This window comes from Streptomyces sp. SID8374, from assembly GCF_009865135.1.
Taxonomy (GTDB): domain Bacteria; phylum Actinomycetota; class Actinomycetes; order Streptomycetales; family Streptomycetaceae; genus Streptomyces.
Genome location: NZ_WWGH01000001.1, coordinates 1244563 through 1259795, shown reverse-complemented (window position 1 = coordinate 1259795; position 15233 = coordinate 1244563). Strand labels below are relative to the sequence as shown.

The window sequence follows — 15233 nt, the reverse complement described above, 5'->3', positions numbered from 1 at the left end:
CGGACACGCGAGGAAACGCGTGTCCGGCCGCGGCGTCGTCCAGTGGTACGCCGGGTGTGTCAGCCGGCCGGGACGACCTCCACGGCCGCCAGGTTCTTCTTGCCCCGGCGCAGCACCAGCCAGCGCCCGTGCAGCAGCTCCCCGGCGGCCGGTGCGACCTCACCGTCGGCGACCTTCACGTTGTTCACGTACGCGCCGCCCTCCTTGACCGTGCGCCGGGCACCCGACTTGCTCGGCGCGAGGCCGACCTCCACCAGGAGGTCCACCAGCGGGCCCAGCTCGGAGACCCGGGCGTGCGGCACCTCGGAGAGGGCCGCACTCAGCGTCGCCTCGTCCAGCTCGGCCAGATCACCCTGCCCGAACAGCGCCTTCGACGCCGCGATGACCGCCGCGCACTGCGCACCGCCGTGCACCAGCGTGGTCAGCTCCTCGGCCAGCGCCCGCTGCGCCGAACGCGCCTGCGGCCGCTCCTCGGTCAGCTGCTCCAGCTCCTCCAGCTCCGCACGGCTCTTGAAGCTGAGGATGCGCATGTACCGCGAGATGTCCCGGTCGTCCACGTTCAGCCAGAACTGGTAGAACGCGTACGGCGTGGTCATCTCCGGGTCCAGCCAGACGGCACCGCTCTCGGACTTGCCGAACTTGGTCCCGTCCGCCTTCACCATCAGCGGCGTCGCCAGCGCGTGCACGGTGGCACCCGGCTCCAGCCGGTGGATCAGGTCGATGCCCGCGGTGAGGTTGCCCCACTGGTCGCTGCCGCCCTGCTGGAGGACACAGCCGTAGCGGCGGTACAGCTCCAGGAAGTCCATCCCCTGGAGCAGCTGGTAGCTGAACTCCGTGTAGCTGATGCCCTCCTGCGACTCCAGCCGGCGCGCGACCGAGTCCTTGGTGAGCATCTTGTTGACCCGGAAGTGCTTGCCGATGTCCCGCAGGAACTCGATCGCGGACATCCCCGCGGTCCAGTCCAGGTTGTTGACCATCGTCGCCGCGTTCGGGCCCTCGAAGGTGAGGAAGGGCTCGATCTGCTCCCGCAGCCGCTGCACCCAGGCCGCGACGGTCTCCGGGTCGTTCAGCGTGCGCTCGGCGGTCGGGCGCGGGTCACCGATCTGACCGGTGGCCCCGCCGACCAGGGCGAGCGGGCGGTGACCCGCCTGCTGGAGCCGGCGCACGGTGAGGACCTGCACGAGGTGCCCCACGTGCAGGCTCGCGGCGGTCGGGTCGAAGCCGCAATAGAAGGTGACGGGACCGTCCGCGAGAGCCTTGCGCAATGCGTCCTCGTCAGTGGACTGGGCGAACAGCCCGCGCCACTTCAGCTCGTCGACGATGTCCGTCACGGTTCCGGTGCTCCTTGCAGGTGTAGGGGTTTAAGAGTCAGTCTAGGCGGGTCACACCCCCTGGCTGACCGAGCTCATGTTGAAGTCCGGGATGCGCAGCGCGGGCATCGCGGCCCGGGTGAACCAGTCGCCCCACTCGCGCGGCAGCGTCTTCTCCGTACGGCCCGCCTCCGAGGCCCGCGACAGCAGGTCCACCGGCGACTCGTTGAACCGGAAGTTGTTCACCTCGCCGACCACCTCGCCGTCCTCCACCAGATAGACGCCGTCCCGGGTCAGCCCGGTCAGCAGCAGCGTCGCCGGGTCCACCTCCCTGATGTACCAGAGGCAGGTCAGCAGCAGCGCCCGCCCGGTCGTCGCGGCCACCATCTCCTCCAGCGACCGCTCACCGCCCCCGTCCAGCACCAGGTTGTCGATGGCCGGGGCGACCGGCAGCCCGGTGAGGGCGGCGGTGTGCCGGGTCGTCGTCAGCCGCTCCAGCTTTCCGTCCCGCACCCAGTCCGTCGGGGCCAGCGGCAGCCCGTTGTCGAAGACGGAAGCGCTGTCGCCGGAGGAGTGGGCGATCACGAACGGCGCCGACTCCAGACCCGGCGCGTGCGGGTCGCTGCGCAGGGTCAGCGGGAGCGGGGCCAGCGTCTCGCCGAGCCGCGTGCCGCCGCCCGGCTGGGAGAACACCGTCCGGCCCTCCACGGCGTCCCGCGCGGTGGACGACCAGAGCTGGTAGATCAGCAGGTCCGCCACGGCGGTCGGCGGCAGCAGCGTCTCGTACCGCCCGGCGGGCAGGTCGATCCGCCGCTCCGCCCAGCGCAGCCGCTGCGCCAGCTCGGCGTCCATCGCCGCCGGGTCGACGTCCTTGAAGTCCCGCGTCGACCGGCCCGCCCACGCGGAACGGGTCCGGTCGGGGGACTTGGCGTTCAGCTCCAGCGTCCCGGTCGGCTGGTCGTGGCGGAGCCGCAGCCCCGTCGACGTACCCAGGTAGGTGGAGGTCAGCTCGTGGTTCGCGAACCCGTACAGCTCGCGGCCACCCGAGCGGGCCCGGGCGAAGGCGTCGCCGAGGGCCGGGGCGAAGTCGGCGAAGACCTCGGAGCCGGTCTCGGCCGGTGCGTCCGTGAAGTCGGGGGAGGAGGGCACCCCGCCGACCAGCGGCTGCGCGTCCTCGGCGGGACCCGCGCCCCGGGCGGCGGCCTCGGCGGCCCGCACCAGCGGCTCCAGGTCGTCGGCGGTCACGGCGGACCGGGAGACGACGCCGGAGGCGGTGCCCTTGGCCCCGTCGACGGTCGCGATGACGGTGAGGGTCCGGCCCCGGGTCACCCCGTTCGTGGTGAGCGCGTTGCCCGCCCAGCGCAGATTGGCGGAGGAGTGCTCGTCGGCGATGACCACCAGACCGTCCGCGGTGGACAGCTCCAGGGCCTTCTCGACGATCTCGTACGGCTTGCTGACGCGGCTCATCGTCCGGCCTCCTGCGTCGTGTTGAGACTGTGCCTGCCCGGGGGACGACCCCCGGACCCCCAGCCGGTTCCGTGGTCGCCGCTCATCGTCCGGCCTCCTGCGTCGTGTTGAGGATGTTCACGCCTCGGAAGAGGGCGGAGGGGCAGCCGTGGGAGACCGCCGCGACCTGGCCCGGCTGGGCCTTGCCGCAGTTGAACGCGCCGCCGAGCACGTACGTCTGCGGGCCGCCGACCTTCTCCATGGAGCCCCAGAAGTCCGTCGTCGTCGCCTGGTACGCCACATCGCGCAGCTGCCCGGCGAGCCTGCCGTTCTCGATGCGGAAGAACCGCTGTCCGGTGAACTGGAAGTTGTAGCGCTGCATGTCGATCGACCAGGACCGGTCGCCGACCACGTAGATCCCGCGCTCCACCCCGCCGATCAGGTCCTCCGTCGACAGCCCGCCCGGGTCCGGCCGCAACGACACATTTGCCATGCGCTGTACGGGGACATGGCCCGGCGAGTCCGCGAACGCGCACCCGTTGGAGCGGCCGAGCCCCGTGAGCTTCGCGATCCGGCGGTCCAGCTGGTAGCCGACCAGGGTGCCGTCCTTGACCAGGTCCCAGGACTGCGCCTCGACGCCCTCGTCGTCGTACCCGATGGTCGCCAGGCCGTGCTCGGCGGTGCGGTCACCGGTCACGTTCATGACGGGGGAGCCGTACGTCAGCTTGCCCAGCTGGTCGAAGGTGGCGAACGACGTGCCCGCGTACGCCGCCTCGTAACCGAGCGCCCGGTCCAGCTCGGTGGCGTGGCCGATCGACTCATGGATGGTCAGCCAGAGGTTCGACGGGTCGACGACCAGGTCGTACGCCCCCGCCTCGACGCTCGGCGCCCGCATCTTCTCCGCCAGCAGCCCGGGAATCTGCTCCAGCTCGGCGTCCCAGTCCCAGCCGGTCCCGGTCAGGTACTCCCAGCCGCGCCCGGCCGGCGGGGCGACGGTGCGCATGGAGTCGAACTCACCGGTCGCGGAGTCCACCGCCACGGCCGTGAACTGCGGCTGGATGCGCACCCGCTGCTGCGTGGTGACGGTCCCGGCCGTGTCCGCGTAGAACTTGTTCTCGTGCACGGTCATCAGGGACGCGTCCACATGCGCCACCCCGTCCGCGCCCAGCAGCCGCCCGCTCCACTCGGCGAGCAGCGCCGCCTTCTCCTCGTCCGGTACGGAGAACGGGTCGACGTCGTACGCCGAGACCCAGGTCCGCTCCCCGTGCACCGGCTCGTCCGCCAGCTCCACCCGCTCGTCGGAGCCCGCCGCCGCGATCACCTTCGCCGACAGCTTGGCCATCGCCACGGCCTGCGAGGCCACCTTCGCCGCCGCGTCCATCGTCAGATCGACGCCCGAGGCGAACCCCCAGGCCCCGCCGTGGACCACCCGTACCGCGTACCCGAGGTCCGTACTGTCCGAGGCCCCGGCGGGCCGCGCGTCCCGCAGCCGCCAGGACGCGCTGCGCACCCGCTCCAGCCGGAAGTCGGCATGCGTGGCGCCCAGCGCCCGCGCCCGTGCGAGCGCCGCGTCGGCCAGCGCGCGCAACGGCAGGGCCAGGAATGACTGATCTACCTCGTGGGGCACAGGGAATTCCCTTCTCGATACACGACGGCAGTGAACCACGCGGAAGGCGGGGACAGCCGGGCATATCGCGGACACGTGTGCCCGGCACGCAACCGTGCGAACTGTAGGAACCCCACAGCACCCCGGACAAGCCACTGTCAGGGCCCGATTCCTCGATCGGCGCACGGTACCGATAGGTTTTCGACGTACCAGACCGCCATGGACTGCGCACCACACCGCCAAGGAAAGGGTGATCCGTTGAGCCGCTCGGTTCTCGTCACCGGAGGAAACCGGGGCATCGGCCTCGCCATCGCCCGCGCCTTCGCCGACAACGGCGACCAGGTAGCGATCACCTACCGCTCCGGCGAGCCGCCCCAGGCCCTCACCGAGGCCGGTGTCCTCGCGGTCCGCTGCGACATCACCGACGCCGAGCAGGTGGAGCAGGCCTACAAGGAGATCGAGGAGAAGCACGGTCCCGTGGAGGTGCTGGTCGCCAACGCCGGTATCACCAAGGACCAGTTGCTGATGCGGATGTCCGAGGAGGACTTCACCTCCGTCGTCGACACCAACCTCACCGGCACCTTCCGGGTCGTCAAGCGTGCCAACCGCGGCATGCTGCGCGCCAAGAAGGGCCGCGTCGTCCTGATCTCCTCCGTCGTCGGCCTCCTCGGCTCGGCGGGCCAGGCGAACTACGCCGCCTCCAAGGCCGGACTCGTCGGGTTCGCCCGGTCGCTGGCCCGTGAGCTGGGCTCGCGGAACATCACCTTCAACGTCGTCGCCCCCGGTTTTGTCGACACCGACATGACCCAGGCGCTCACCGAGGAGCAGCGCAAGGGCATCGTGTCCCAGGTGCCGCTGGGCCGCTACGCGCAGCCCGACGAGATCGCCGCCGCCGTGCGCTTCCTCGCCTCCGACGACGCGTCGTACATCACTGGAGCCGTCATCCCCGTTGACGGCGGATTGGGCATGGGTCACTGATCACCATGAGCGGAATTCTCGACGGCAAGCGCATCCTCATCACCGGGGTGCTGATGGAGTCGTCCATCGCGTTCCACGCCGCGAAGGTGGCCCAGGAGCAGGGTGCCGAGGTCATCCTCACGGCCTTCCCCCGCCCCACCCTGACCGAGCGCATCGCCAAGAAGCTGCCGAAGCCGGCCAAGGTCATCGAGTTGGACGTGACCGACCAGGAGCACCTGGACCGGCTGGAGGGCCTGGTCCGCGAGGAGCTCGGTTCGCTGGACGGTGTCGTCCACTCCATCGGCTTCGCGCCGCAGGACGCGCTCGGCGGCAACTTCCTCAACACCCCGTTCGAGTCCGTCGCCACCGCGATGCACGTCTCGGCGTTCTCCCTGAAGTCGCTGGCCATGGCGTGCAAGCCGCTGATGAGCGAGGGCGGGTCGATCGTCGGCCTCACCTTCGACGCCCAGTACGCCTGGCCGCAGTACGACTGGATGGGCCCGGCCAAGGCCGCGCTGGAGGCCACCTCCCGCTACCTCGCCCGTGACCTGGGCAAGGACGGGCTGCGCTGCAACCTGATCTCCGCCGGGCCGATCGGCTCCATGGCCGCCAAGTCCATCCCGGGCTTCTCGGAGCTGGCCGACGTCTGGAACCACCGCGCCCCGCTCGCCTGGGACATGTCCGACCCGGAGCCGGCCGGCCGCGGCATCGTGGCGCTGCTCTCGGACTTCTTCCCGCGGACGACGGGCGAGATCATCCACGTCGACAGCGGCGTGCACATGATGGGCGCCTGACCGCGCTCCACCTCCGCGAGACGGCCCCCGGCCGCGTACCTCCTCCTGGTTCTTCGAGGCGGTACGCGGCCGGGGGCCGTTCACCGTCCGTGGCCGCCCATCGCTCCTCCGGTCGAAAAGTCGGCCGATCCACCGCAGAATGTGGAGGAACCGGACTTCTGGTCAGGCTGCGGGAGGGAGATCGCTGTGCGCCCCACGCGTCGCCGCACCCGTCTCCTGCTGGCCGCGACGGCGGCCGTCGCCGCACTCGCCGTACCCCTGGGGGTCCATGCGGCCAGTGGCGCCGACTCCGGTACGGCGGTGGCGCCCCCGGAGCCCGAACCGGCCGGCTCCGAGTGCCGTACGACGATCGAGGGCTCGCGGGTCGTCGCGTACTGCCACAACCCCTACCCCTCCACCGACCTGGTCCAGCTCCACACCGAGTGCGTCCGCTGGTGGGACGTCGACGCGGACGGCGAGGCGGTGGCGGTGGCGCCGGGGCGGACCGTACGGCTGGAGGACCGCTGCTGGAAGGAGATCGCGACGGCCTGGGTCAGCCACCGGCCCGCGCCGCTGTGAGGGCCCTGGGGCAGACACCGGACGGCGCCGGACCGAGGGAGTCCGCGGGCTAGACCCGGTCCGCCAGGCAGTTCAACGCGTGGCTCGCCGCTTCGGCCGCCGCCGTCTCCGCGTCCCCCGCCCGGATCGCCTCTACCAGTCGCGCGTGATCCATATGGTTCTCCGGGCGCAGCTCGGGTCCCACGTCACCCCGTAGGTAGTCGCGCAGCAGATCCCCGAGGTCCGCGTAGAGCTCGGTGAGGACGTCGTTGTGCGAGGCCGCGACCACCGCCAGGTGCAGGGTCGCGTCGGCCGCGACGAACGCCTCCGCGTCCCCCGAGGCCCACGCCTCCTCTCGCCGCGCCATCAGGGTGTCGAGTTGCCGCAGATCGCGCTCGGTACGGCGTACGGCGGCCAGCCGGGCGGCCGACGACTCCAGCGTGGAGCGCAGCTCCGCGATGTGGCGCGGGTCGGCGGCGGCGAAGCGGCGGTGCATCACCCCGGCCAGCTCGCTCGTGGCGATCACATACGTGCCCGAGCCCTGCCGGATGTCCAGCAGCCCGTTGTGCGCCAGGGCCCGCACCGCCTCGCGCACGGTGTTACGGGCCACGCCGAGCTGTTCGACCAGCTCCGGCTCGGTCGGGATCCGCGAACCGACCGGCCACTCGCCCGAGGTGATCTGGTTGCGCAGCTGCGCGATCACCTGGTCGGCGAGGGCCGAACGCCGTGGAGACGTGAGCGTCATGGTGCTCCTTGCTCGTGAGCCGTGAGGTCGGGTTCCGGAGGATTCTCCCAGGGGAACCGGCGGGCCCGCGGGATTGGACAACCAATCATCCCATGATTCTATGATGGCCTCATGCCGGACGACGAGACCCAGACCCAGACCCTGAACCGCGGCGGCGCCGCGCGCACCCCAGCCGGCCCGCCGGCTCCGCACCTCCCCGGAGCCGCCGAGGCCCCGGCCCCCTGGCTGCTGCGCCTGATCGCCGTCGGGCTCGTCCTGGCCGCCCTCAACCTCCGCCCCGCCATCACCAGCCTCGGCGCCCTCCTCGAAGAGGTCCGCGAAGGGCTGCACATGAGCGGCAGCGTGGCGGGCGTGCTCACCTCCGTACCGCCGCTCTGCTTCGCGGTCTTCGGGGTCATGGCACCCCGCCTCGCCCGCCGCTTCGGCGCGGGCGCCGTCGTCTGCGCGGGCATGGCCGCCATCGCGGCGGGCCTGGTGATCCGCCCGTACATCGGCTCCACCGCCGGGTTCCTGGCCGCCAGCGCACTGGCCCTGATGGGCATCGCCGTCAGCAACATCCTGATGCCGGTGATCGTCAAGCGCTGGTTCCCCGACCGCGTCGGCACCATGACCGGCCTCTACTCCATGGCCCTGGCCCTCGGCACCGCGCTGGCCGCCGCCGTCACCGTGCCCCTCACCAGCGCGATGGGCGGCAGCTGGCAGTCCGGGCTCGCCGTCTGGGCCGTGCTCGCGGCCCTCGCGGTGCTGCCCTGGATCGTCCTCGTACGGGACCGGACCCCGGCGCCGGGAACGCCCGTTCCCGGATCGGCCGCCGCGCGCCCCGCCGACGCCCCGGCGCTCCGGATCACCCGCAGCCGGACCGCCTGGGGGCTCGCCTGCTTCTTCGGGCTCCAGGCGACCGCCGCGTACATCACCATGGGGTGGATGCCGCAGATCTTCCGCGACGCCGGGGTCTCGGCCGGTACGGCGGGCGTCCTGCTCGCGGTCACCATGGCGATGGGCGTCCCGCTCGCCTTCGTCATCCCCCGGGTCGCCGGGCGGCTCAAGCAGCAGGGCCCCATCGTCGTCGTCCTCGGCCTGTGCGGGCTGATCGGTTACGGCGGCCTCTACCTGGCCCCCGCCGCCGGAGCGTGGGTCTGGGCGGTGCTGCTCGGCGTGGCCAACTGCGCCTTCCCGCTCGCCCTCACCATGATCGGCATGCGCTCGCGGACCGGGGCGGGCGTGGTCCGGCTCTCCGCCTTCGCCCAGTCCACCGGCTACCTGCTCTCGATCCCGGGCCCGCTCCTCGTCGGCGTGCTCTACCAGCACAGCGGCGGCTGGGGGCTGCCGATCGCCCTGATGGCGGGCCTGATGATCCCGCAGATGGTGGCCGGAGTGCTGGCAGGGCGGGACCGGACCGTCGAGGACGAGTGCTGAGATGCGAGACTGGCCCCATGCCAGTGCTCGATCCGCAGCCCAAGAACGGTCAGAAGAAGCTCCTCCTCGTCTTCGGGGCGATGCTTCTCGTCACGGTGGTCATCGGTGTGATCGCCACGATCGCCTCCCCCTGACGCCCGGCGGCCCCGCCCATGGTGGTGCCGGCCCCCCCTGTCCCCTAGGGGGCCAGGGTCAGGGTGAAGTGGGTGGATCACCGGATGGGACCGGCCCGGTCCGTTCCGTAGGTTCTTCGGTGACGAACCGAACACCCACGGAGGCGGACATGCCGGTCCCTGCGCACCCCAGGCCCCATCGACCGGCTTCCTCCCGCCGACCGGCGGTCTCCCGCCCGTCGGCCGCCGACCGTGTGGAGATACGGCTGCCCTGGTGGGCCGTGGCGCTCCCGGCCCTCGCGTTCGCCGCCCTGCTGCTCATGATCATGAGCCCGGGGCAGGCGCAGGCCGCCACCGCCGACCCCGCACTCGGACAGCTGATCGAGCGCGCCCTCCACCTGCTCGCCCCCTGATCCACGCGTCGCGGCGAACACACCCCGGACCAGCACGTCAACCTTCCGGATGAGCCCGTCAACACCCTGCGCCAGAGGCCGCGTTTCATGCGAAGCTGAGGTGTATGAGCGTCGAGACACCCCGCAGGATCGTCCTTCTCAGGCATGCCAAGGCGGAATGGTCGCAGTCCTCCGATCATGAGCGCCCCCTGGCCGAGCGCGGCCGCAAGGACGCGCCCGTGGCCGGCCGCAGGCTCGCCGACTCCGGCATCGACTTCGATCTGGCCCTGTGCTCCAGCGCCGTCCGGACCCGGGAGACCTGGAAACTGGCGGTCCACGAATTCGCCCAGCGCCCCCGGACCGTCTATGAGGAGAGGCTGTACGAGGCCTCTCTCGGCGAGCTGATCGCCCTCTTCAACGAGACCCCGGACGAGGTCCGCAACCTTCTGGTCATCGGCCACAACCCGGGCATGCACGGAGCCGCCGACGCCCTCTCCGGCTCCGCCGAGGGCGACACCCTGGCCCGGATGACCCGGGACGGCTTCCCGACGGCGTCCTACGCCGTGGTGGAGTTCCCCGGCTCCTGGAAGAGCGTGGAGCACGGCGCGGGCAGGCTCACCGAATACTGGACGCCGAACGACTGAGCGGCGCCCTCGCCGACGTACGGCTGCACATGTGAACGCGCAGGGCCCCGGCACACCACCCGTGCCGGGGCCCTCTTCCGTACGCCTTAAAGACCGGCGGCCGCGCCGCCCGCCGCCGAGCTGTCAGTCCACGAGGCCGTCCGCCGCCTCGACCTCTTCGCGGGTGATGCCGAGCAGATAGAGCACGGTGTCCAGGAACGGCACGTTCACCGCCGTGTGCGCCGCCTCGCGGACCACGGGCTTGGCGTTGAAGGCGACCCCGAGCCCCGCCGTGTTCAGCATGTCGAGGTCGTTGGCCCCGTCGCCGATGGCCACCGTCTGCGCCAGCGGCACCCCCGCCTGCTCGGCGAAGCTCCGCAGCAGCCGGGCCTTGCCCGCCCGGTCCACCACATCGCCGACGACCCGCCCGGTGAACTTGCCGTCCACCACCTCCAGGGTGTTGGCGGAGGCGAAATCGAGGCCGAGCCGTTCCTTCAGGTCGTCCGTGACCTGGGTGAAACCGCCGGAGACGACGCCCACCTGGTACCCGAGGCGCTTCAGCGTACGGATCAGGGTGCGGGCCCCGGGCGTGAGCCGCACCTCGGCGCGCACCTTGTCCACCACCGAGGCGTCCAGCCCCGCCAGCAGCGCGACCCGGGCGTGCAGCGACTGCTCGAAGTCCAGCTCGCCGCGCATCGCCTGCTCGGTGACCTCGGCGACCTTGTCCTCACAGCCCGCGTGGGCCGCGAAGAGTTCGATCACCTCGTCCTGGATGAGCGTGGAGTCCACGTCCATGACGACCAGCCGCTGCGCCCGCCGGCTCAGCCCGGCCGAGACCACCGCGACGTCCACGCCGATCTCGGCGGCCTCGGTCGCCAGCGCGGTCCGCAGCTCCGCGGTCTCCGTCCCCGACACCGCGAACTCGACGGCGGTGACAGGGTACTTCGCCAGCCGGAAGATGCGGTCGATGTTCCCGCCGGTCGAGGTGATCGTGGCCGCTATGGCGGCGGTCGACTCCGCGGTGAGCGGGTGCCCCAGCACGGTCACATGGGAACGGCCGTAACCACGCGGCCGGTTGTCACCCGTGCCCGAGATGATCTCGGCCTGGAGCTTCAGGGATTCGGCCCAGCTGTGCACGGTCGCCCGCAGGTCGCCCTCGGTCGTGCCGCCCGCGGTGGGCGAGGTGACCAGGGCGCAGAGCACGATGCGGCCCCGGGTGACGACCTGCTCGATGTCCACCACGTCGACGGAGTAGGCGGCGAGGGTGTCGAACAGCCCGGCGGTGATGCCGGGGCGGTCCTTGCCGAAGATCTTGACGAGAAGGGTGGGTGTGTTGTCCACGAGAGGAGGGGACTCCTCGCTGTCCCGGGCGGACTCGCCGCCGGTCCGAGAGGGCTCGGGGAGCTCGGGGGAGGGGGGAGGCTGAGGTGGCTGAGATGCGCTCATGGTGCTCCCACCGTATCGGTCCCGCCCCCACGCCCGGCCGTCCGTCCCGAGTGGCGGACGGAGGGCGCGGGGGCCTTCCGTCCGACTGTCCCCTTTATTACGGGATGGCACCGCTTCTCCGCTTCGGTGCCCCTCTTCACCGGCCCGACTTTCGGATAAGGGACTGCTCCTGGAATAGTTCCCCACGATGTTCAGCATCCCTAGACTCCCTGCGACGGGGGTAACACGGGGGACAACTAGTGGGGCGCGGAGTGCCGGAACTCGTACTGGAATTGAATGGCAGCACCTGGACGCTCGATCCGTCCAGGCCGTACACCCTGGGGCGTGACCCGCAGGGGGACCTGACGATCGACGACGCCAGAGTCTCGTGGCGGCATGCCACGATCAGCTGGGGCGGCCGGAGTTGGTTCATCGAGGACCACGGCTCCACCAACGGCACGTATGTGCAGGGACAGCGGATCCAGCGGACGGAGATCGGGCCCGGCTCCGCCGTGCGCCTGGGCAACGCCACCGACGGCCCGCGACTGAATCTCTCCGCCGCCGGTGCCCACCAGGCCCCCGCGCAGCAGCACCAGCAGCCGCAGCAGCATGCGCAGGCGGGCGGCGCCTGGCCCGGACAGCAGGCACCCGCCCACCACCAGGCCCCGCCCCACCAGGCACCCGCGCACCACCAGGCCCCGCCCCACCAGGCACCCGCGCACCACCAGGCCCCGCCCCAGCAGGCGTGGCAGCAGCAGGCACCGGAGGCCCCGCAGCAGGCCCCGTACCAGCAGGTTCCGCACCAGCAGGGCCCCGGCCAGCCGGCCGCCCCGGCCCATGGCGGCGGACCGGCCCACGGCGGAGCCGCGGGGGCGCCGCCCGTCTACGGCGACCGCAGCCCGACCACATTCCACCAGCTGGCGCTCGGCCGGGTCATGCGCATCGGCCGTGCCCTGGAGAACGAGCTGGTCGTCTCCGACCTCCAGGTCTCCCGCAACCACGCCGAGTTCCACGCGACGCCCGACGGCCGGTTCGAGATCCGCGACCTCGGCTCGCACAACGGCACGTACGTCAACGGTCTGCCGCTCCAGAAGTCCGGCTCGGCGCTCCTGGGCCCGAACGACATCGTCGGCGTCGGCCACTCGACGTTCCGCCTGGTCGGCGACCGGCTGGAAGAGTTCGTCGACACCGGCCAGGTCTCCTTCTCCGCCCGCCACCTCACGGTGACGGTCGACGGCGGCAAGCAGATCCTCAAGGACGTCTCCTTCGGCGTCCCGGAGAAGTCGCTGATCGCGGTCATCGGCCCCTCCGGCTCGGGCAAGTCCACCCTGCTCAAGGCGCTCACCGGCTACCGGCCCGCCGACGAGGGCGACGTCCTCTACGACAACCGGAACCTCTACAAGCAGTTCGCCGAGCTGCGCCAGCGCATCGGTCTGGTCCCGCAGGACGACATCCTGCACAAGGAGCTGACCGTCACCAAGGCCCTCAAGTACGCGGCCAGGCTCCGCTTCCCCGCGGACACCACCGAGGCCGAGCGCCAGGCCCGGATCACCGAGGTCCTCGCCGAGCTCAAGCTGGACATCCACAAGGACAAGAAGATCACCTCGCTCTCCGGCGGCCAGCGCAAGCGCGTCTCGGTCGCCCTGGAGCTGCTGACCAAGCCGTCGCTGATCTTCCTGGACGAGCCGACCTCCGGCCTCGACCCGGGCATGGACCGCGATGTCATGCAGCTGCTGCGCGGCCTCGCCGACGACGGCCGCACCGTGCTCGTCGTCACGCACTCCGTGGCCGAGCTGGCCATCTGCGACAAGCTGCTCGTGATGGCGCCGGGCGGCGCCGTCGCGTACTTCGGGCCGCCGGAGGAGGCGCTGAACTTCTTCGGCTACAGCTCCTGGGCCGACGTCTTCTCGGCCTTCGAGAACTACCGCGACTACGACTGGGCGGGCCGCTGGCGCGGTTCGCAGCACTACCAGATGTACGCCGCCGACATCGACGCCGTCGCCGCGCAGTCCGTCCACATGCCGCCGCCCCAGCAGATGCGGCCCCCGAAGCCGCAGAGCTGGGGGACGCAGCTGTGGACCCTGGTGCGCAGATACACCTCCGTCATCGCCTCCGACAAGGCCTTCCTCGGCCTGATGGTGGCGCTGCCCGCGGTGATCGGTGTGCTGGCCGCGGTCATCCCGGCGGACTTCGGACTGGCCCCGCCCACCCCGCCGGCCCAGTTCAACGGGAAGGCCGGGATGATCCTGCTGATCCTCGCGGTCGGCATCTGCCTGGCCGGGTCGGCCAGCTCCGTACGAGAACTGATCAAGGAACGCGTCATCTACGAACGGGAACGGGCCACCGGCCTCTCCCGCTCGGCCTATCTGGTGTCCAAGGTGATCGTGCTCGGCGTGATCACCGCGTTCCAGAGCGTCATCCTCTGCGGTATCTGCTTCGCCGCCCGTGAGCTGCCGGCCGAGGGGCTGTTCATGCCTCCGGCCGTCGAGATCTGCATCTCCATCGTGGCGCTCGGGTTCACCTCGATGATGTTCGGCCTGATGATCTCCGCGCTGGTCAAGACGTCCGAGATGACCATGCCGCTGCTGGTCATGTTCGCGATCGTCCAGCTGGTGTTCACCGGTGTCCTCTTCCAGGTGTACGGGACCCCCGGCCTGGAGCAGCTCACCTGGCTGATGCCGTCCCGCTGGGGCGTGGCTGCGGCGGGCACCACGCTGGACCTGGCCAACCTGATGCCGCCGTGGGACCCGGCGAACCCGACCGACCTGGACCCGCTCTGGGAGGCCTCGGCGGCCCAGTGGGGGATCAACATCTTCGTGCTGCTGGTGCTCGGCCTCGTCTGCGCCTTCGCGGTCGCCCGGCTGCTGCGCCGCCACGAGCCCGAGGTCATGCGCAAGTAGTCCATGTACGGAACTCTCGTACGGAACGACGCCGAGGCCGGCACCCCAGGGGGTGCCGGCCTCCGGCATGTGTACGGCTGTGCTCAGCGCCTGTCCGGCCTGGCTCAGTACGCGCTGTTGACGTTGTCCATGGAGCCGTAGCGGTCGGCCGCGTAGTTGCAGGCGGCGACGATGTTGGCGACCGGGTCGTACAGGTCCTTCTTGGTGCCCTTGACGTGGTACCGGTCGAAGGTCGGCTGGATCACCTGGAGCAGACCCTTGGAGGGGATGCCGTTGCGGGCGTTGATGTCCCAGTTGTTGATCGCCCAGCGGTTGCCGCTGGACTCCCGGATGATGTTGCGGTGGATGCCCTCGTAGGACCCGGGGATGCCTTCCTTCTTCATGATCGACATCGCCTCGCGGATCCAGCCGTCCAGGTTGTTGGCGTAGACGGGCTTGCGAGCGGTGGAGCGGTTGGCGGCCTCGGTGCCGCGCTTCTTGGCGTCGGCCTTGGCCTTGGCGGCCTTCTCGGCCTTCTCCTTCGCGTCCGCGGCGGCCTTGGCCTTCGCGGCCTTCGCCTTGGCCTCGGCGGCCGCCTTCGCCTTGGCGGCATCGGCGGCCTTCACGAGCTGCTCGGCGGTGGAGTGCTGCGCGATAAGGCTGTCCTGCACGGTCTTGGCCTGTGCGGAGCCGCCGGTGAAGGCGACGGGGGCGGCAGCGCCGGCTGCCTGCGGGGCAACCTCGGCTTCGCCGTTCGACGGGACGAGCGAGAAGGTCAGGGAGGCGACGGCCAGGGCCGACACACCGGCCACGGAGATCTTCTGGACCTTGTTCAGACGACGGACACGGCTGGGGATGCGAGTCGCAGACATGTAGGGCTACCTCTTCGAATGCTCAGGTGTCCTCACGGAGGACGAGACCGGAGGCGGCGATGCGCACCTCCGTCGGGGACGAGAGCAATTCTTAGCGGCAGCAAAATCTCGTGGCAAA

The 15233-nt window shown here is 71.0% G+C and carries 14 protein-coding genes; 8 read left to right on the top strand and 6 right to left on the bottom strand.

The genetic code is table 11. From position 1 onward, the window contains the following. Positions 1–59: 59 nt before the first annotated feature. The 3 genes from tyrS to GTY67_RS05635 all read right to left on the bottom strand — a co-directional run bounded on the left by tyrS (position 60) and on the right by GTY67_RS05635 (position 4383). Complete coding sequence (tyrS, locus tag GTY67_RS05645; RefSeq protein WP_093693178.1) at positions 60–1331, bottom strand: tyrosine--tRNA ligase; 1272 nt, start codon at positions 1329–1331, stop codon at positions 60–62. A 51-nt stretch (positions 1332–1382) separates the two neighbouring features. Beyond that, complete coding sequence (locus tag GTY67_RS05640) at positions 1383–2777, bottom strand: metallopeptidase TldD-related protein (RefSeq protein ID WP_161277974.1); 1395 nt, start codon at positions 2775–2777, stop codon at positions 1383–1385. Positions 2778–2859: 82 nt separating this feature from the next. Next, positions 2860–4383 (bottom strand): TldD/PmbA family protein, encoded by a 1524-nt coding sequence (locus GTY67_RS05635; protein ID WP_161277973.1) that lies wholly within the window; start codon positions 4381–4383, stop codon positions 2860–2862. 237 nt (positions 4384–4620) lie between these two features. Between GTY67_RS05635 and fabG the strand changes: the two genes are divergently transcribed. The 3 genes from fabG to GTY67_RS05620 all read left to right on the top strand — a co-directional run bounded on the left by fabG (position 4621) and on the right by GTY67_RS05620 (position 6671). Next, complete coding sequence (gene fabG, locus GTY67_RS05630; RefSeq protein WP_093693181.1) at positions 4621–5340, top strand: 3-oxoacyl-[acyl-carrier-protein] reductase; 720 nt, start codon at positions 4621–4623, stop codon at positions 5338–5340. Positions 5341–5345: 5 nt separating this feature from the next. After that, positions 5346–6113 carry an enoyl-ACP reductase FabI gene (gene fabI, locus GTY67_RS05625; protein WP_093693182.1) on the top strand — a complete coding sequence of 256 codons (768 nt, stop codon included), beginning with the start codon at positions 5346–5348 and terminating at the stop codon, positions 6111–6113. Between the two features lie 186 nt (positions 6114–6299). After that, complete coding sequence (locus GTY67_RS05620; RefSeq protein ID WP_093693183.1) at positions 6300–6671, top strand: hypothetical protein; 372 nt, start codon at positions 6300–6302, stop codon at positions 6669–6671. A 49-nt stretch (positions 6672–6720) separates the two neighbouring features. On the opposite strand, the gene GTY67_RS05615 is transcribed toward GTY67_RS05620, so the two are convergent. Then, entirely contained in the window at positions 6721–7395 is a 675-nt protein-coding gene (locus tag GTY67_RS05615; RefSeq protein ID WP_093693184.1) for a FadR/GntR family transcriptional regulator, read from the bottom strand. A gap of 111 nt (positions 7396–7506) precedes the next feature. Between GTY67_RS05615 and GTY67_RS05610 the strand changes: the two genes are divergently transcribed. From GTY67_RS05610 to GTY67_RS05600, 4 genes are all read left to right on the top strand, one after another. After that, complete coding sequence (locus GTY67_RS05610; protein ID WP_161277972.1) at positions 7507–8811, top strand: MFS transporter; 1305 nt, start codon at positions 7507–7509, stop codon at positions 8809–8811. Between the two features lie 17 nt (positions 8812–8828). Continuing rightward, on the top strand, positions 8829–8945 hold the full coding sequence (locus GTY67_RS35285; protein ID WP_093693186.1) for an SGM_5486 family transporter-associated protein: 117 nt from the start codon (positions 8829–8831) through the stop codon (positions 8943–8945). 149 nt (positions 8946–9094) lie between these two features. Continuing rightward, positions 9095–9337 (top strand): hypothetical protein, encoded by a 243-nt coding sequence (locus GTY67_RS05605; protein WP_161277971.1) that lies wholly within the window; start codon positions 9095–9097, stop codon positions 9335–9337. Between the two features lie 104 nt (positions 9338–9441). Then, on the top strand, positions 9442–9960 hold the full coding sequence (locus GTY67_RS05600; protein ID WP_093693188.1) for a histidine phosphatase family protein: 519 nt from the start codon (positions 9442–9444) through the stop codon (positions 9958–9960). Positions 9961–10083: 123 nt separating this feature from the next. On the opposite strand, the gene serB is transcribed toward GTY67_RS05600, so the two are convergent. Further along, positions 10084–11385, bottom strand: a complete 1302-nt coding sequence (serB, locus tag GTY67_RS05595) for a phosphoserine phosphatase SerB (RefSeq protein ID WP_161277970.1) — start codon at positions 11383–11385, stop codon at positions 10084–10086. 239 nt (positions 11386–11624) lie between these two features. On the opposite strand from serB, the gene GTY67_RS05590 reads away from it, so the two are divergent. Continuing rightward, entirely contained in the window at positions 11625–14264 is a 2640-nt protein-coding gene (locus tag GTY67_RS05590; RefSeq protein WP_161277969.1) for an FHA domain-containing protein, read from the top strand. 104 nt (positions 14265–14368) lie between these two features. Here the strand turns inward: GTY67_RS05590 and GTY67_RS05585 are convergent, their stop codons facing one another. Beyond that, complete coding sequence (locus GTY67_RS05585) at positions 14369–15115, bottom strand: transglycosylase SLT domain-containing protein (RefSeq protein WP_161277968.1); 747 nt, start codon at positions 15113–15115, stop codon at positions 14369–14371. Positions 15116–15233: the final 118 nt, after the last annotated feature.